Below are 19,869 nucleotides of genomic sequence, written 5' to 3'. Positions count from 1 at the left end.
TTTCTGATATTGGATTTTTGTATCGTTGAAGATATAACAGATCAGTTAACAGATCAACAGCAGTCTATACTCTCCATCATTTTCGACAGGTGCTCTGTGAACACAAGGTAATGCTTCCTGATCAGGATGATCTACTGCAATGCGCCAAAGATGACCAACCCCTAAATTGACAGGTTCTGCATGAGGCTTAGGCTGATAATGAAGATCAAAGAAATACTCTTTCAGGAAGTCTTCAAATTCGTATTCAGTACCGTCATGTAATTTTCTGAGCTGTTCCCGGATTTCAGGAATTAAAATTTTCTGTTCCACCTGATCATTAGCGATGATATCACTTGCCGTCCCGTGATAAGTACAAAGAAAAGTATCCGTCCCGACAGGTGAACGGTCGACATGATAGGAGTACACATCTGTTGAAATAAAACCGAGCTCCTCATCGCGTTCATAACATTTAAGCAAATTAAGGACGGGAGATGCCCCAAAATCTGTCAGTAATTGCAGGTCATTCAAAATAATTTCTCTCGCCATACTCCCTTCTTCTGACAATTCCAATGCTAAAAGATCTTCACTGGAAACTTCCGTAATATTATCTTTCAGCAGAAGCTTTGTGACAATTTCTTTAAAGTCACCCACTAAATTCCTGTACCAGCAAATGGCATTCATAACGCCCTGAAAACAGGTATTTACAAGTTCAGAAAAAGAAGAAACCACACCTACCTGATGATGATCAGAAAACCTATTGCTCATATATTGGAATAAACAGTTTAGCCGCTTAATTCCGTACAAAAATACGGAATAGGTTTTTCAAAACCTCCGTTACAAAAATTACGATAAGTTTTATTATGGAAATTTAATTTCCAGGTTGATCTTTTCTCTTCATATCGTATTTATTCCTAACTTAGAACAAGCTAATCGTCAACGAATTAATCTGATTAACCGTTATGCAGATTTCACCATCCGCCAGCCTTGCACCTTATATAAAAAGTTACACCGTTGTTACCATTGATAAGGATCTCAGAGATGAAGTATTTTATCCGAGTGGATATATAGATCTCATTATCAATATTTCCGGTGGTTTTGCCGCTACTGTTATCAATGGCCAACACAAAAACACTCCCGATATAGAATTATTGGGACATCTCACACTTCCCACCCGGCTTAGTGCAGCGAAAGGGACTTCGGTGCTTATTGCGAGGATATTTCCGCATGCCGCCACTTTATTTTTTTCTGACCCTCTTTCAGAATTCACGAACTATGCCACCGATATGTATGATGTAACGGGGAATGAAAACAGAAATTTGTATGACCGCATTATGGATACAGGGGATCTTTGTTCAAAAATAAATGTTTTAGAAAAGTATTTTCTTCAAAAGCTGAAAAAAAATGAATCTCATCTTAAAAAAGTGGCCATCCTCCACGTGCTTAATCAACAGCTTTTCATGAATCAGAATGTATTGAATTTGCCTGTTATAGCACAAAGCTCAGGGCTATCGGAAAGATATATTCAAAAACTTTACCTTACGAATACGGGCATAAGCCCTTCTTCTTTTGCTTCAGTAACAAGATTTAACAAAAGTCTGCCAATGGTTCTCAACACCCCGGAATCACTCACAACGATAGCTTACCACTGCGGATATTATGATCAGGCTCATTTTATCAAAGAGTTTAAAAAATTCACTGGCATTAACCCTTCTGCATCCAGACATTCGCTGATCAAAAACGACGCTGATCTCCAACAGGCTGTTAATATTGGTTTTTAGTTTGATTTTGCAGGATGATTACTGCTGAACATGTCCCGGTGCATCTTCCAGCCATCTTTTGTATTCTTCCAGATAACGATCACTTTTCCATCGTCCAGTTTGTTGCCCTTTAAATCTGTCATCTCATAATAACTTTCTTCGGTTACTGAGGTTCTGCCATCTCCATACAGATTTTGAATCATAAACTTAACATGTACTTTCGGGCCGTTTTTAAAGAAATCAAGTATTTGCTCTTTTCCACATAATGGGGCGGTATTGGGTGGAAAAAGACATGCATCATCGGTATATCTGCTAAGAATAGAACCGTCATTTTTATTGGCAAGTTCCGCGTAGATTGCATTACTGGCTTCTATAATCTTCCTTACCGGCTTAAGATCTTTGTTTTGGGCATCAGACCATGAAGTAAGGAGTAATAATAAGCTTAGAATAAGTATTTTTTTCATTGTAAAATTTTTATACAAAGCAAAACATTCCTCAAACCCAAAAATTGTAAAATTGCGAACAAACCGATATTTTTCAATAAAAAAACGGTGTCCTCCCCTGGAAAACACCGTTTTATATATAAGGTTATTAATTTTCAGTTTTGTTTTTTACTTCTTCAATATCTTTTCTGTTACTGTTGAAGATTTTGTATGTAGTTTAATGTAATATACTCCTGTCTGAAGAGAAGATAATACGATCTGTTCCTGCATCATATTCAAAGTTCCCTGCTTGACCAGTTGTCCTGCTGCTCCAAAGATCTCATAAGAAACCAAAGGCTCTTTACTTTTGATCGTCAATACATCCTGAACCGGATTAGGGTATAATTGCATTCCTGCCTGAGCAGCGGTTTCTTCTACTGACATCTGGCTGCACGTTGATTTAGCAAATTTTGTAAAAAAAGACTGAGATTTCCCTCCTGCTACATTAACCGCCATTGTGTTGACGTTATCATTGGCATCCGTAAATAGCTGATCGTGAAAAAAACCGCCCACTACGTAATTGCCATCGTTATCTGCAGCAACTGCTGTAAATTCATCTATAACATAATAGTTACTACGGATTTCTCCTGTTCCCAAGACCTCTCCGGTATCTTTATTAAGTCTCACCAATAAAGGATCGGATCTGTCTCCATCAGGACGTATCATTGCATAGCTTCCCCAGACATCAGACCAGCTTCCTTTGGCAAAGGCTATTTCATTTCCATTAATGGCAATTGTTCCTTTGGTAAAACGATAACCAAACTGAAGACCAGACATTGCTTCCGGAGTTTTTGCCCACTGTACTGCACCCGCAGCATTCATTTTCATAACAAACGGAACGGCTTCCACATAACTTCTCAGAGGAAATGTATAAGTTCCGAAAGTTGCAGGCACTGTTATTCCGTTAAAATACCGTCCTGAAATATAAATATCTGAAGTTACGGGATCTTTGATAATAGAATGAATTTCATCATCAGTACTCGTTGTACCGTTATTAAGTTCTTTTCTCCATACCTCAGCTCCGGTAGTACCATCAAAAGCAAACACATAAGCCGCTTTTGTAAAGGGAACATTATTATAGGAAAGATCAACCAGATTACTGAATCCAGGATCCATTCTTTTACCAGCAATATAATAACGATTCAAACTTTCATCGTATACTACATTCACTTTTCCCTCTCTACCTACAATATTTATTGCATCTCCTGTAATAGGAAGTAACAAAGGAGTTGCGGGGGTCATATTTCCGTTATCATAATTGAACTTGACCGCATAATACTGATAGGTTGATGTGAAGGTTGAAGGCACTGTAATTAATCCATTCAGATGTGTTCCTGCTCTGAATCCCATTACAGCATGAATATTTTTGGAAGAATCCATATACATCATCTGAACATCGCACATGCGGGAAAAATAATTAACATCTCCCTGTAAAGATTTGCTCCATGCCAGTGTACCGTCCGAAGTATTGTATTTTAACAGAAAAGCCGCTTTATGGGCCGGTTCTATCGTTTGATCATAATAAGTATACAGCGGTTGTGTATGAGTATCATCAAAGTGCATAGGAACAGCATTAGGATCTCCTGCATATGAATTGTTATAAAGGGTTGCCAACACATATAATCCACCATTATTATCTACTTTAATATGCCATGCATTTTCTCCATCTCCTGAACCGCCTATTGGCCTGGACCATCGTATATTTCCTGCGCAATCAGCAGAGAACAGAAAAAGATCACTAAGACCGTAATTGGTTACAGAAGCGCCATTCAGGTTTTGTTCCTGTTCACGCATGGTGGCAAGAAAATAGGTATTATTGTTGTTGTCTACTACAATATCCCTTATGGATTCATCAAAGACATAATGAAAACCCGGATCAGCTGAACCTGTTAATCCTCCTGCCTGTTTTCCCCATTGCCACTGATAAGCCTGACTAAAAGATAATCCTGGTACTATCAGAAGTAATCCCCAAAGTTTGTTTTTTAATCGTATCATAAAATTTCATTTAATTATCACATACTATAAAAAAACAGTGCTCTCCGAAGAGAACACTGCTTTATAAGCTACTAATTTTTAATTAGTTTTCCTTGTAATGAGGTGTCTCCCGTTTGTACGATAACAATATAAACACCCTGCAGCCAGCTGGTAACCTCCACGTCTACCTCTCCGGAAGCCGTTTTCAGTTCCTTACGGAATTTGACATTGCCCATGGCGTCAAAAACTGTAACCTGTTTTGCCAGTAATTTTTCATTGCCCGTATTATACGAGATTTTCACTTTTTCCTTCGCAGGATTTGGTGTCATTTTCAGAGAAGAAACTGACGTTGCCGCCACACTTCTTCCTGCATTTTTCATACCCATCCAGTTAGGATCTACCGCTTTGGTAATAAACCTACATGTTTCATTGGAGAATAAAATCTCATCAGCACCCTGGAAGTTTGAGTTTGGATAGAATGCCAATGGATTAGCGTTCATATCATACACTCCACCAGCAGGAATTGTAATAATAGATGGAAGATAAATTCCAAATCCATTAAGACTTGAAACGGTAAGACTTATCGGCTGGCTTCCGCCGTTGTAGATCACACCATACACATTATAGTGATCTCCTACCCACTTCATGTCTTTAATGCTCGCTTCCAGCTTACATTCTGTTTCGTATCCGCATTCTTTACCCGGATAGTAATTCATGGTTCCGGAAGTAAATTGACATCCCAGATGGTCAATCTGCAACTGATAAGTTCCTGCAGCACCAATATATAGCGGATAAATATAATCATTGTTTCCACTCTGGATGCTGTTTCCAAACAACAGCCAATCATGATGATCGAAGACTCCTTTTGGTCCTAAAACATAGTTCTTTCTAAGGCATTCATCATAGCATCCTGTTGGGAATACCCACATAAGACTTTCAAGGCTTAATGGAACCTGTACATTACCTACAACCTTACATCCACTTGGTGCCGTGTAAATAACCTGATAAGCACCACCTTCATTTACTGTAATAGACTGACCTGTCATTCCGTTGCTCCAGTTATAAACTCCTGCAGACGGCCCTGATGCTGTTAACATCACCTGATAAGGCTGACAACCTACCATACTATAGGTTACAGAAATCGGTGCCGGCGGACTATTTACAGTAACTGTAAAGCTTTTGCTGCTTGTACATCCTGATGTACCCGGAGTTCTTACTTCCAGCGTATACACATAAGTACCAGCAGATAATGGTCCTGTACTTATAGCAATAGGATAAGGAGAAGAAGTCCATGGTACAATCACAGAATTTCCTTTTTTCCACTGATATTCTAAGGTGTTATCCGTTACAATACCGGTAAGTACCGTTGAGGATCCTTCACAGATATTCGCTGTTCCTGATATATTTACATATGGAGGATTTTTAAGCGTTACCGGGATTGCTTTGGTACTCATAATACTTGTTGTACATCCATCTGATGATACCAGCACCGGCCAGTAATTACCAGATTGCGTAGGTGTGAATACCGGAGAGTTTGGTGCACCTGCAACAGGCTGAGAGCCATTCATCCAGATATACTGACTAGGAGATCCAAGTGTACTGGTAAATACAATATTAGGAGCACTTCCTATACAAGCCACAAGAGAAGGAGGTGCTATAGTACCATCCAGAGTAGCTTCTTTTACATTCACACCAATGACAGTAGAAGTATATTCACATCCCATAGGTGTTTTAATTTTCAGCTGAATGGTTTTTGTTCCTGCGGTATTATACGTTATTGTAGCACCTGATCCTGTCGTAATATAAGATGTACCATCAAAAATCCATGTGTAGGTATTTCCGGGAACATAATTTATTGGACTGAATGTTATAGGCGAACGGGCACACAACCAGGCTGGAACCAAGAAAGATGTATCAGGGATAGGAGCTAATGTAATAGTCTGCGTAGTAGTACATGTTGGCTTCCCTGGTGCAGAAACCGTCATTGTAAAGGTATAAGTACCTGGCGCAAGATTATAAGTAGCCGACTGTCCTGTTTGGGTAGGCTGTCCCGGCGAAGTGAACGTGTAGGTAATAGACGCCGGATTGATTTCAAATATTGTAGAAGTATTAAAAAGTGTTACACTATAACCATTTCCACTACATACTGTACTGATATTGAATTTAGGTTCATAGTTCTTTCTCACTTCTACCCCTTTGCTGTACCAGCATGAACCGTATCTCAGGCGTACAAAAACAAGATGTGCTCCTGCAAGATTAGTCTGATATACCGGTGAAGCTGTTCCCTGACCTGAAACTAAAGTAAGGAAAGTATCAGACAACCATTGGATTTCATCCGGAGTTCCATTGTACGTTAAACCAGAAACCGTAATGTTATTACAAGCAGTCCATGCCGGCACGAAGTTGATCTGAGGATTTGCTGTACAACTTCCACTGCTCGGGCATGATTGTGTTACATTAATATTCTGTGAAGAAACCACACAACCGTTAATATCTACAGCCTGCACTCTATACGTTCCAAAAGCACCTGCTCCTGAGATGGTATACGAGTTGGTAGTTGCACCAGATATAATACCATTATTTTTATACCATTGCCAGGATATGATATTGGTAAGTCCTGTAGAGCTGTTAGCCGTAATAGTATACGGTGTCATTGTGATAGGATCACAAACTGCAATATTATATACCGGAGAAACAGTAATAATGGTTTCAGGATATACAATAAAATTAGCACTTGCAGTAGGTTTATAATTACATCCGTTAGTACCTGCATAAGTTACAGTAACTGTGTGGGAAACATTATTTCCTGAATTATTCTGGATATATCCGTTATTCGGGAAGCTGTAAACCCCAGACGGATTAAAGGCTGTCGTAAACGTTCCGCCAGCAAAAGTGAAAGTAACACTTGTGGCTGAAGTAATAGTTCCCTGATTTACTGTAAAAGTAAGATTTGATCCTAAACAAATTCCGCCAACATTGGTAAAGCTTACTACCGGAAGCGTAATTAAAGATACCGGCATAGTAATAATCTGTGTTACTCCACATTTTACTACTTTCAGAATAAGATCAGTAGTACTCGTTGAAGAAATCTCGTTGAAGTTTACGGTAATATTAGCTGTACCCTGTCCGCCTACTACACTTCCGAAGTTGGAACTGGCAAACGACCATTCCATAAAGTCAGGAACAATACCATTCAGGTTAGCACTGAAAGTTTGAGTACTGCTTGGGCAGAAAGGTCCTGGTTTTGGATTAATAACAATAGTACTAAGGTCTATTTTAGTTACGTTAAACGTTTTCGGAGCTGAAAGACATGCTGCACTGCTGATAGATTTGTTCTGTGCAGACACTGTATATGACGTAGCGCCGGCATTAAATATCACCGTAACAGATTGTCCTGCATTACTTCCTTGAATAGTTCCGTTGGTAACAGTCCAAACCGGTACCATTCCGGGATCCACTGAACTGATGGTATAAACATAAGGTTTTCCAGGACATACTTTTGTTTCTCCGGAAATGGTTCCGTTAGGTGCCTGTGGAATTGGTAATACCTTAATAATTCTTCCATTACTTTCACAACCTCCACCTTGCTTGGTAGCCGTCACAGTATATGTTCCTGCCGTAGCAAAGTTATAGTTGAATATTCCTGTCATGGGTGGAGAAGTATACGTAGATGCTCCTGTTGTTACTTTCCAGATCACCGGTACATTAGGGACAGCTGTAAATCCTTGGCTTGTTCCGGCACAGATTTCATCCACACCACCACTTACCAATACTGGTGCTTCTACTACGATATCTATAGAAGCCTGTCCTTCACATCCCAATAAAGTATTAAAATAATTTGCTGTAAGATGATAAGTCCCTGGCTGATTTGCGGAGAAAACAATTTCGTTTCTCTGTTGAGTATTCGTCAGCAGACCTCCCGCAGGACCTGTCACATTCCAGTTAACTTTGGTTGTTGGCCACTGAGGAATTGAATAAGTATACTGTCTGCCAGTACATATCACTCCCTGTCCTTTAATTTTTGCATTTTTTAAAACTACAGGAATTTTAATTGTCGTCCACTCAGGACATGCACATTCTGACATGTACATTACATATCCAAAGCCTTCAAGCGGATCTACCTGATCCCAAACCACTTCAATTTCATTACCGTTAATGTTGACAATTGATCCTCCGATAACTTTCCATTGTCCTTTGTTGCATCCATCCTGTACATTGTATTTTTCAGTACTGCCTTCACATACTACGGAAGCACAGTTGATCTGTACAGGATCAGCTTTTAATACCTTGATTTGTTTTTTAATTTTATCCTGGCAGCCACACTTGTTGGTAACCGTCAGAGTAATTGTATAGTTTCCGGGATTAGCATACAAATGAGACGGCTCAAAAGCGGTAGAAGTTGTACCATCTCCAAAGTCCCAGAAGTAGTTAATGATATCCGATCCACCGTTCTGTTCAGAAAGATTATCAAAATAGATCGTTGTATTCCTACATACAGTATCAGTCAGGTTTAACATTTCAAATTTAGCAATCGGCCTGTTAATCTTTTCGATACAAATGGTCTGGGTTTCCACAGTTCCGTCATTGTAGGTGATAACCGCCTGTAAAGATCCGTTCCCCGCTGCTCCCCAGCTTACATTCGCTACGGTATTCGCAGGTCCTGAAATAGCTGCTGTACCTCCTGAAACCGTCCATTGGACATTGGAAACATTCGGTCCCTGAATCTCGTATTTTACGGTTGATTGCTCACAGACCCGGAGACATTGGGATGAATTGATGTAGGAATAAGCGATTCCGTTGTCAGGGATCTGACCATCTTTTTCGCCACGGAATTCCTGGCATCCGACCTGAGCGGTCCATGTAATTCGAGCTTGAGCTTGTAGTACCCAGGGTACCAGAAGCCAACATAGCAGGAGCCATCTGAAGATGTGCTGCCTACCAAAATAGGTGTTGTTTTTCATAGTTATTAAAAAAGTGTTATTAATTTTTTGTCAAATTAGTAAAAATAATAATATAAAACTCATTTAATCGTGAAAAAATAACATTATTTCACAGTTGAATTTCAACAATATAGATAAATTCATACTTATATGCTATTTCACCAACTCATTAGTTATATAAAAAAAATCATCTTTTTTTTAATTTCAGGGTCTCCAAGCCATTTTCAATCAAATAAAATCCTATTTTTTCTACCAATAAATCCCAAAATCAACAAGTAAAATTAAATTTAATTTATTTTTTACTAAATAATATCAATTTGTATTAAAATTAATCACATTCAAAACAGATAGAATAATAAGTTTTACCCATTCCTTAATTCTTAAAAAACTATATGTATTTCGACAACTTAATCTTCATTAAGCATTTCCTATTCATATCAATATCCGTAAGGACAATCATTAGAATTGCCGACAAGATTAAAATAATTTATCTTTGTTTTTCAAGGCTTATCATAAACATTATATTCAACAACTCCTATATGAGAAACAAAAATTTTTTATTTTCCGCCAAAGGAATCTGTACTGCAGCTTTTCTTTCCTTAAACACAATCTTTTATGCACAGAAGACAGCAGATCTCTCAACCCTTTCAGAAAAAACATTAAATACCATTCTGGAAAAAAACAGAGCTTATTATACTCAGGGAAAAGTGGCAGATTACATTCCTGAACTAGGGAAAATGGATGCTAAAGCAATTGCCTTTTCAGTGGTTGATAAAAATGGAAAAGTATTCAACACCGGTGATGTAAGTAAGAAATTTACCATGCAAAGCATTTCCAAAATCATATCCTTAATGGTAGCCGTCAATGAAAAAGGAGAAACTCATATTTTTGATAAAATGGGATATTTCGGATCAGACAAGCCTTTCAACCATTTTTCCAATCTTGAAACCACAGGAAAGCCGCTTAATCCAATGATGAATGCCGGAGCAATCCTTACCACTTCATTGATCTCAGGAGACGGAGAAAAACCATTCCTTAAAATCCTGGATATGGTAAGGTATATTACCAAAAACCCATCCATAGAATATAATAAGTCTGTTTACGAATCGGAAAAATCAACAGGACACCGTAACCGTGGAATGTTTTACATCATGAAAAACAGCGGACTGATTTCAGGAAATGAAGACCAGCTGGACAACTATTTCAAACAATGCTCTATTGAACTTACTGCTGAAGATCTCGCAAAAATAGGATACTTCTTTGCCAACCAGTGTGTAAGATTTGACGGTGATGCCACTTATAAAAATGCAGATATGGCAAAATTAGTAGAATCACAGATGCTGACTGCCGGAATGTATGAATTCAGTGGGGAATACTCCAGAACTGTTGGTTTACCAAGCAAATCCGGTGTAGGAGGAGGTATTACGGTAAGTGTTCCGGGAAAAATAGGAATCGGAGTTTTCAGTCCTGCTTTAGATCAACATGGAAATTCTCTGGCCGGATATCATATGATTTTAGATCTGGCAAAACAGTATGGATTAAGTATCTTTTAAAGATTCAAGTACATAAAATATCACAAAGGCTCCAAAACATTTTGTTTTGGAGCCTTTGCATAAAGGATTAATCATTCCTTCTCTTTAATAAAAATGCATTTATTTTATCTGCCAGACCAACCAGCACATGTCCCTTGTCAGGATCAACATAGGATTCAAAATCAGGAAGTAACCCTTCAAGTCTTTCTTTTATTTGTTGAGAATCCCTGACCACATCACCTGCTCCACCTATAAAAAAGACAGGCATGGTCATATTTTTCAATTCTTCATCAGAAAAAATATACTCCTTATCTATCCTTGCATTCACAGAGGACTGCATGAGGCTCATAAAGTCCAGAACAGACTGATCTATTTTTTGTGAACCCGTTATCAGTTCATTGATTTTTCTCTTCCCGGCATTTCCAAGTAGAGAAAAGAATATCGCTTTTAACACAAAGCTACGCTGTGTTTTTACAATTCCTCCCGGAGAAAGAAGGACAAGCTGACTGATTTTTTCCGGATATCTGGCTGCAAACTTTATCGCAAGCCATCCGCCTTGAGACAATCCCAACAAAGAAGCTTTTGTTATTTTCAGTTGTTGGAAAACCTCAAACAGCCAATCACTGTAATAATTGCCTTTATAAGGAAGTCTGTTTTGTTCACTTTTACCTGGTTCCCCGATAATATCAATAGCATATACTTTGTATTCTTTGCTGTAAAAAGCAAGATCCTTCATCCAGGATGCAGCGTTAGAATTAGCTCCATGAAGCAATATAAGTTTAGGATGATCTTCATTTCCATAACTGATAACATGGGTTTCTCCAAAGCTTGTTGGGACTGCTTGTTGACGGATATTTCCTTTAAAATTTGCTAATGCAGCATCATATTGCTCCATCACCCTTTCTTTGTGAGTACCTGATCTGAAAGTTGTTGTCTGTTTCATATATACCTGTTTTCTTTTGTTGTATTTTTTAAATCCAAAAACAAATTTCTGTATGACGCACCCCAAAAGTCAGACCTCTTGAATCTGACTACAGTTATTCAAGATCGACCGGAAATTGGACAATTTCTGAAAAGGAAGTCAATACGAATTGAGTATGGATAAGATTAGAAACCCGTTAAATCATCATAATTGCAAAAACAAGAGAAAACGAGCTTACTATTACAAACACAGGCATGTATAAATCATAATTTCATCAAATCAAATTATGATTGAGTTTTTAGGAGTACAAAAATACAAAAGTTTTATATACTAATCATAAAATACAATAAAAGCAATTGTTTTTTTTAAATCCCAGAAAGACCACCTATAGATATAACACATTAATAAACAGGTATTTTACCTTAAAAATAAAAAAAATACCAACCTTATGTATTTACTTTTTTTTATGAATTTCGGAAAGATATTTAAATTATTCTTAAAAATACCTATCTCTTTATTTATCAAAAAGATAGAAAAAGTTCATAAATAATTCAAATTAAATCACAATATATTGATTAATTTTATTTAAATTCGCTTTGTCATTTTATCAGATTGATAAAGGTAATTCTAACATTTCAGAACCGTATTCATTGTATATTATCTTTTTGTAATATACCTAAAAACAAATCTCTTGTTTTTGAAATATTTTATTTTTTATTCCTATATTTGCTTAACATTTTTTTAACTATAACCATTTATAGTTAAAATTTATAAGATTGTACCGGCCATGTTTCTAAGAATAAGGAAACAATAAATATACTTTAATAGCATTTGAACAATTGATATTTTCATATTAAAAAATCATTATCAAATAGCGTTTATAATTGAAGATATACGATTGTTTTATTATTTTTATTTCCTCATAACAGAAAATTGTTATTTATATGAATAACATTAGTGTTTTGCTATGAGATATCATTAACTATTTCTATACCGTAAATGCTATGAAAAACTTGACCAAAATCAGGCTGATGCCCTTTGAAAAGCCGGATATAATTACTACAATCCAAAATCTATCAACAAACGATAGATTATTAAATAATTACCATAAAACAATACATATTGTTAACGATTTAACAAAAACAATTTTTACTATATCATAGCAAAAAGTAATGGTCTTAGCGAAAGACCTTGCATTCTGTTATGAAACTCTTGCTATCATTCAATAATTCAATTAACACGCCATGAAAAAATTAACCATTATTGGACTGACGCCTTTTGAAAAGCCGGACGTTAACCTTATATCCCGATTGCACCAGGCGGGTGCGTTCCCCGTACTAAGTTTAGGAAATGAGCTAACGAAAGCCCAGGAAGCGTTACATCAACTTGACGAGATAGACGTACCATCGTATGGTATTTATTTTTCTAACGACAATTTCACCACTCTGCAGATTCCGGAAAAAGTAAGATTTGCGATCCTACCGTTCGGAATGTCCACACCATTCAATGTACCTGCTATTTATCAGGTAACCAGTTTGGAAGAGGCCAGACAAGCTGAAGAATCAGGGGCACAAGGAATCATTATCAAAGGAAATGAAGCCGGTGGATTAGTAGGCTATGAATCCACGTTTGTATTATTCCAGCGTGTGATCAAAGAAATCCAGAGGATTCCGGTGTGGATACAGGGAGGAATTGGTCTCCATACTGCCGCCGCATCAAAAGCTTTAGGAGCAACAGGAATTGTTCTGGACAGCCAATTGGCGTTGTTCCCGGAAAGTTCAGTTCCTAAGGATCTGAAAGAAGTATGCTCAAAACTGAATGGTACAGAAACTAAGGTGATTGCTAACCATCGTGTATTGGTAAGACCTAACTCACCTGCTTTACCTGAAAATGCAACCGCTGAAGATCTGAAACAACACTTTACAGGTTTCGACCTTAGTACATGCTATATCCCTATGGGACAAGATATTTCATTAGCAACGGATCTGTATGAAGACTTCAAAACACTGAAAAAACTTATTTTCGGTTTCAAAGAAGCCATGTATGGACACCTGAAACAAGCCAAAGCACTTAAAGTAATTGATAAACACAACTCTTTAGCACAGGAACTGGACTTGAGTTATCCTATCGCCCAAGGCCCAATGACCCGTGTGAGTGATGTTCCTTCCTTTGCCAATGCAGTAGCAGATGCAGGAGCCTTACCTTTTGTTGCTTTATCCTTATTGAAAGGAGAGTCTGCAAAATCTTTGGTAATGGATACCAAAAAACTGGCTGGTGAAAAAACATGGGGGGTGGGAATTTTAGGATTTGCTCCACAGGAATTAAGAGATGAACAGACATCCTATATATTAGAAGCAAAACCTCCTGTAGTTTTGATAGCCGGAGGAAGACCTGCACAGGCTAAAGTATTTGAAAAAGCAGGAATTAAATCATTTTTACACGTTCCTTCCCCTGCCCTTCTGGATATTTTCCTGAAAGAAGGAGCTAAAAACTTCATTTTTGAAGGACGAGAGTGTGGAGGTCACGTAGGCCCCCTGTCCAGTACAGTTCTTTGGGAAAAACAAATTGAACGTATTTTAAAAGAAGATCATCCTGAAAACATCAGTGTCTTTTTTGCGGGAGGAATTCATAACGCTTTTTCAACGGCATTTGTTTCCATCATGGCTGCACCATTGGCTGCAAGAGGAGTAAAAATCGGGGTATTGATGGGCACAGCGTATCTGTATACCCACGAAGCTGTACAAACCGGAGCTATTCAGGAAGAATTCCAATCTCAGGCAATGCAGGCGAAGGATACCGTTTTACTGGAAACAGCTCCCGGACATGAAACCCGTTGTTTAAATACAGCTTTTGCCCACCATTTCAATACCGAAAAGGCAAAACTTCTTGCTGCCGGAATGGATAAAAAGCAGGTATGGGAACAACTTGAAAAATTGAATGTAGGCCGTTTACGTATTGCGGCTAAAGGTATAGAACGTCAGGGTGATAAATTGGTCAACATTCCTAAAGATGACCAACTGGACTTAGGAATGTATATGATCGGACAGGTAGCCACCATGCAGAATCGTGTGATCTCGCTGGCAGCACTTCATCAAAGTGTTGTAGATAATTACAAACATATTCAGGAGGCGGCATTACCGGAAGAACCCGTTTCTACGGAAAAACCGCTGGACATCGCTATCGTAGGAATGGAATGTATTTTCCCGGGAGCTAAAAACCTTGATGAATACTGGAGAAATATCATTTTAGGAAAAGACAGTGTTACCGAAGTACCGGATGAAAGATGGAATAAAGAACTTTATTATAAGCCGGATTCCAACCAACCGGATGTATCCCATTCCAAATGGGGAGGATTTATTCCTAAAATCGATTTCGATCCATTGGCATTTGGAATTCCGCCACAATCCCTTGCTGCTATTGAACCTACACAGTTGTTAACCTTATTGGTTGCCAAGCGTGCCATGGAAGATGCTGGATATGGAGAAAAACACATCAACAGAGAAAACATTTCTGTCATTATAGGTGCTGAAGGAGGTAATGACCTTGCCAACAGCTATAGTTTCAGAGGATATTATAAGCAGGTTTTCGGAGAACTTCATGAAGAAGTAAAAGAAGCCTTCCCACATACGACTGAAGATTCTTTTCCGGGTATTCTGGCAAATGTAATCGCAGGTAGGATTACGAACAGATTAGACCTTGGTGGAAGAAACTTTACGGTAGATGCCGCATGTGCTTCTTCTTTGGCAGCCATTGATCTGGCATGTCAGGAACTTGTATTAGGAAAATCTGATATGGTTCTTGCCGGAGGAGCAGATTTACACAATGGAATTAACGATTACCTGATGTTCTCGAGCACGCATGCCCTATCCAGAAAAGGAAGATGTGCTACATTTGATGATGACGCAGACGGTATTGCTCTTGGAGAAGGTATCGCCATCCTTGTTTTAAAAAGATACGAAGATGCTGTACGTGATGGTGACAGAATTTATTCAGTAATCAAAGGAGTTGGAGGATCCAGCGACGGAAAAGCCCTTGGATTGACTGCTCCTAGAAAAATAGGTCAGGTAAGAGCTCTGGAACGTGCTTATTCCCAGGCTGGGATCAGTCCTGCTTCTGTAGGCCTTGTAGAAGCGCATGGTACAGGAACGGTAGTAGGTGACAAAACTGAATTAAGTGCACTGACTAATTTATTCAGTCGCTCAGGAGCTTTACCAGGACAGACGCATTTAGGTTCCGTGAAAACACAGATCGGCCATACAAAATGTGCGGCAGGATTAGCAGGATTGATCAAGGCTTCCCTTGCAGTTTATCATGGTGTAAAGCCACCTACCCTTCATCTTCAGCAGCCAAATGCTTATTATAACGCAGAAACCAGTCCGTTTGCCTTCCATGCTGAAAGTGGATTATGGGCAGAGAAAAACCGTTATGCAGGAATCAGTGCTTTCGGATTTGGGGGAACGAATTTCCATACCGTTATTGCGAACCATCCTAAACAGGACAATTCAATTGCCATGCAGTCGTGGCCTTCAGAATTGTTTGTCTTCCGCGGAGATACCTATGAAGAAGCGAAAGGACAGTCAAGCCAGGTTAAAGTATTATTAGAAATTAATGATGGTATTCCATTAAAAGATATTGCTTACAGTTTAAGCATCAGCTCAGAAAAACCAATCCAGTTCAGTATTGTCGCAGACACCGCTGAAGACCTGATGATGAAGCTTGAGTTAGTACTGCTAGGGATTGAGACAAAAGATACTTTCACCGTGAATAAAAAAGAAGGTAAAGTAGCATTCACCTTCCCGGGACAGGGCAGCCAGAGAATCAATATGGCTCGTGACTTATTTGTAGTTTTCCCGGCTATGCGTAAAATTATTGATGAATATCCTGAACTTGAAAAAGTAGTTTTCCCCTCTAAAACCTTTAACGAAGCTGATTTAAAACAACAGAAAGAAACCATTAAAGATACCCGTTTAGCACAACCGCTTTTAGGAATTGTAGACCTTGCATTGGCAAAATTCCTAGAATCATTAGGCATTATCCCTGATATGCTGGCAGGCCACAGCTATGGTGAAATTCCGGCTTTATGCTTTGCTGGAGTATTTGGAGAGGATAAACTGGTGGACCTAAGTGTTAAGAGAGCTCAATCTATCTTAGATTCAGTAGAAGGTGGAGATCCGGGTTCAATGTTGGCAGCAAGTGCTACTGCAGAACGTTTACAACCTATTATTGCTAAAGTTGAAGGATGCTATCCTGTGAATTTCAACGCTCCGACTCAATGTGTGATTGCTGGAAGTACGGAAGCTATCAATAAATTACTTGAAGTGCTTAAACAGGAAGGTATTTCTGCTAAAAAACTGGAAGTTGCCTGTGCATTCCACAGTCCATTACTAGCGAAATCCAAAGGTTTATACGCTGAAGTCTTAAAAGATGTCCCTTTCCAGGAAATGCAGATTCCTGTTTGGTCTAATACCACTGCAGAAGTATATCCAACGAATCCATCAGAAATAAAAGAAAGACTTACTGATCATCTGGTACAGCCTGTAAGATTTGTAGAACAGCTTCAGGCCATGTACAATGACGGTGCAAGAATATTCATCGAAGTAGGACCGGGAAAAGTACTTACCGGATTAACCAAATCCTGTCTTGAAAAAGATCAGCTCACCCTATATGTTGAAGACAACAGCCGTAATAAATTCAGCCATCTGCTTTGCATGCTGGCACAATATTTAGGAACAGGCAGAAGCTTTAACATTGATAAACTTTTTGACGGCAGAAGTGTTACGATTATTGATCTTAACCAACCTGAGCTTTACAAAAAAAGCCCTGCTATCTGGCGTGTTAACGGGCAAACTGCCCACCCAACCACCGGTAATCTGCCATCTAATGGTGCATTACCACTTATAAACCCAATTCCCATGAACAATTTTACTAATAATCCACAGGCACCCGCAACGGAAGCCCAGTCTACTGCTGAACGCATGTTGCAGGAATATTTGAACAGCATGAAATTAATGATACAGGCACAACGCGATGTGATGCTTTCCTTTATGGGACAGAATCCTCAGGCGTTCCCTGCTCCTGTATACCATTCACCAGCACCGGCTGCTGCACACCAACCTATATCTACGATTCCGGTTCAGCCAGTTCATCAGCAACCTGTAGCTGTAGCTCCTGTAAAACAAGCTCCGTCAAGAGATATTAAATCCCTATTACTACAGGTAGTAAGTGACAAAACAGGATACCCTCAGGAAATGCTGGGTATGGAAATGGACCTGGAAGCGGATTTAAGTATCGACTCTATCAAAAGAGTTGAGATCATCGGAACACTTCGTAACGAATTGGGAACTCTGGGCAACGGAAACACCAGCGAAGACACCGTTATGGAACAGCTGGCAGGCATAAAAACATTAAGCGGATTAGTTTCATGGCTTACTGAATTCTCAGGTGCTGAAACAACTGCTGCGACAGAAAAAAATGGATCTGCGGCCGAATCAGCGCCTTCAAAACCACAGGCTCAGCCGGCATTCTCACTGGAGGACCTTCAAAATGCTATTTTGAATATCGTGAGCGAAAAAACAGGATATCCAAAAGAAATGCTGGGGCTTGATCTTGATCTGGAAGCAGATTTAAGCATAGATTCCATCAAACGTATGGAAATCATCGGTGATCTTAAAACTAAGATCGGATTTGGTCAAAACCTTGAACAGGCTGATGATGTGATGGAAAAACTGGCGGCCATTAAAACCCTTCGCGGTCTGGCAAGCTGGATCAGCGAAATGAATGGGGAAACCAACGAAGCAGCTCCGGAAGCGAAAGAAGAAAATACTACAGAGCCAACTCAAAATGTATTGTCACGTCTTCGTTTTGACATCACTCCTACTGATGCTTCTAAAGTACAAAATACTGAAGTATTGCAGGGAAAACGTTTTGCCATTACACAGGATGACAGCAAACAAACTTCTGCGATCAAAGAAACTCTGGAAAAACATGGAGCTATCGTAGAAATAGTAGATACGGATAAAGATCTTTCAAATATCGACGGATTAATTATGCTAGACCTATTCTCTGCCGTTGATAAACCAAGTATTATCGATCATGTAGATCTGATCAAGAAACTGGATTTTGATAAAGCAAAATGGGTATATCTTATTTCTGATATTCCTGCACATATTCAGGAAATTACAGATGCAAGTATATTACGTCATCATCAGGGATATCCGGGACTTTTCAAAAGTTTAGCCAGAGAATTTGATAATACAACATGTAGACTCATCAGCCTGAGCACCCCTCAGGAAGTAGATCAGATTGCTGAAATTACATTGAAAGAGATCCTTACCAACGATAAACCTGCTGAAGTGATTTATAAAAATGATCAGAGACACCAGGTAGACATCATTCCTTCTCCATTATCCACGAGTTTACATGAGGCCCATATCCAGCTAGATCAAAAATCTGTGGTATTGGTATTGGGAGGCGCACAGGGAATCACTGCTGAATTGGTAAAACATATGTCTCAGGCTTATCCTTGCACCTATATTCTGGTAGGAAGATCGGCAGACCCGAGAAATGAGCTTTCGGCTAAAGACTTTGAGGGGATGAAAACCAAAGAAGAAATCAGAAGTTTCCTGATCAAGTCTGGTCAATTCACTTCTCCTGCAGAAATAGAAAAAGAAACGACGAAGATTTTCAAAAATAATCAGATCCTGCGTACTATCCGTGACATGGAAAACCTTGGAAATACCATCATTTACCAATCACTGGATCTTTGTGACGAAGAAGGTTTAAGCAATCTGATCAGCAGTATTTATGAGAAATACAACCGTCTGGATGGAGTCATCCACGGAGCAGGTCTTTTAGAAGATAAATTATTCAAACAAAAGACCACAAGCTCTTTCGGACGTGTATTTGATACCAAAGTAAAACCACTTCGTGTATTGGCAGAACAGCTTCGTTCAGACTGTCAGTTTGTAGTATTATTCTCAAGTATTGCTTCCGTATACGGTAACAAAGGTCAGACAGATTATGCCGCAGCCAACAGTGTACTGGATGATTACGCTAATGCTTTAAACAAAAGGTTAAAAGGAAAAGTAATCTCTATCAACTGGGGACCATGGAAAGGTGCCGGAATGGTCTCTTCCACCCTGGAATCTGAGTACGAGCGCAGAGGTATTTCCATGATCCCATTGGATGAAGGAAAAGAAATTTTCCTTAACGAAATTAAATACGGAACAGAAAGCCAGGTGCTGATCATGTCAGGAAATAATTGGTAAAACACTGTATAAACAA

General features: G+C 38.9%; 8 protein-coding genes. 3 read left to right on the top strand and 5 right to left on the bottom strand.

Translation table 11 applies throughout. The features are described from left to right. Positions 1-45 precede the first annotated feature (45 nt). Complete coding sequence (locus tag KBP46_RS22190; protein ID WP_216444199.1) at positions 46-744, bottom strand: DUF1826 domain-containing protein; 699 nt, start codon at positions 742-744, stop codon at positions 46-48. Between the two features lie 194 nt (positions 745-938). On the opposite strand from KBP46_RS22190, the gene KBP46_RS22185 reads away from it, so the two are divergent. Then, positions 939-1,757, top strand: a complete 819-nt coding sequence (locus KBP46_RS22185) for a helix-turn-helix transcriptional regulator (protein WP_216444198.1) — start codon at positions 939-941, stop codon at positions 1,755-1,757. Here KBP46_RS22185 and KBP46_RS22180 read toward each other — a convergent pair. The 3 genes from KBP46_RS22180 to KBP46_RS22170 form a co-directional block, all read right to left on the bottom strand. Beyond that, positions 1,754-2,200, bottom strand: a complete 447-nt coding sequence (locus KBP46_RS22180) for a hypothetical protein (protein ID WP_228432481.1) — start codon at positions 2,198-2,200, stop codon at positions 1,754-1,756. The two genes, KBP46_RS22185 and KBP46_RS22180, sit on opposite strands and share 4 nt — an antisense overlap. 147 nt (positions 2,201-2,347) lie before the next feature. Continuing rightward, a complete protein-coding gene (locus KBP46_RS22175) occupies positions 2,348-4,213 on the bottom strand; it encodes a T9SS type A sorting domain-containing protein (RefSeq protein ID WP_120231817.1) in 1,866 nt (621 codons plus the stop codon). A 71-nt stretch (positions 4,214-4,284) separates the two neighbouring features. Continuing rightward, entirely contained in the window at positions 4,285-9,153 is a 4,869-nt protein-coding gene (locus KBP46_RS22170; protein WP_216444197.1) for a PKD domain-containing protein, read from the bottom strand. 518 nt (positions 9,154-9,671) lie between these two features. Between KBP46_RS22170 and glsA the strand changes: the two genes are divergently transcribed. After that, positions 9,672-10,685, top strand: a complete 1,014-nt coding sequence (gene glsA, locus KBP46_RS22165) for a glutaminase A (protein WP_120231819.1) — start codon at positions 9,672-9,674, stop codon at positions 10,683-10,685. 67 nt (positions 10,686-10,752) lie between these two features. Here glsA and KBP46_RS22160 read toward each other — a convergent pair whose 3' ends face one another. Continuing rightward, positions 10,753-11,607: an alpha/beta fold hydrolase gene (locus KBP46_RS22160; protein WP_216444196.1), complete on the bottom strand. Its 855-nt coding sequence runs from the start codon at positions 11,605-11,607 to the stop codon at positions 10,753-10,755. Between the two features lie 1,223 nt (positions 11,608-12,830). On the opposite strand from KBP46_RS22160, the gene KBP46_RS22155 reads away from it, so the two are divergent. Beyond that, positions 12,831-19,853 (top strand): type I polyketide synthase, encoded by a 7,023-nt coding sequence (locus tag KBP46_RS22155; RefSeq protein ID WP_216444195.1) that lies wholly within the window; start codon positions 12,831-12,833, stop codon positions 19,851-19,853. Positions 19,854-19,869: the final 16 nt, after the last annotated feature.

This window comes from Chryseobacterium sp. PCH239, assembly GCF_018924625.1.
GTDB classification, from domain to species: domain Bacteria; phylum Bacteroidota; class Bacteroidia; order Flavobacteriales; family Weeksellaceae; genus Chryseobacterium; species Chryseobacterium cucumeris.
This window is presented reverse-complemented; position numbering and strand designations above follow the sequence as displayed.

Coding starts and splice junctions, on each gene's coding strand:
- KBP46_RS22190 (WP_216444199.1), bottom strand. CDS start 744: ATGAGCAATAGGTTTTCTGATCATCATCAGGTAGGTGTGGTTTCTTCT.
- KBP46_RS22155 (WP_216444195.1), top strand. CDS start 12,831: ATGAAAAAATTAACCATTATTGGACTGACGCCTTTTGAAAAGCCGGAC.
- KBP46_RS22180 (WP_228432481.1), bottom strand. CDS start 2,200: ATGAAAAAAATACTTATTCTAAGCTTATTATTACTCCTTACTTCATGG.
- KBP46_RS22185 (WP_216444198.1), top strand. CDS start 939: ATGCAGATTTCACCATCCGCCAGCCTTGCACCTTATATAAAAAGTTAC.
- glsA (WP_120231819.1), top strand. CDS start 9,672: ATGAGAAACAAAAATTTTTTATTTTCCGCCAAAGGAATCTGTACTGCA.
- KBP46_RS22175 (WP_120231817.1), bottom strand. CDS start 4,213: ATGATACGATTAAAAAACAAACTTTGGGGATTACTTCTGATAGTACCA.
- KBP46_RS22170 (WP_216444197.1), bottom strand. CDS start 9,153: ATGAAAAACAACACCTATTTTGGTAGGCAGCACATCTTCAGATGGCTC.
- KBP46_RS22160 (WP_216444196.1), bottom strand. CDS start 11,607: ATGAAACAGACAACAACTTTCAGATCAGGTACTCACAAAGAAAGGGTG.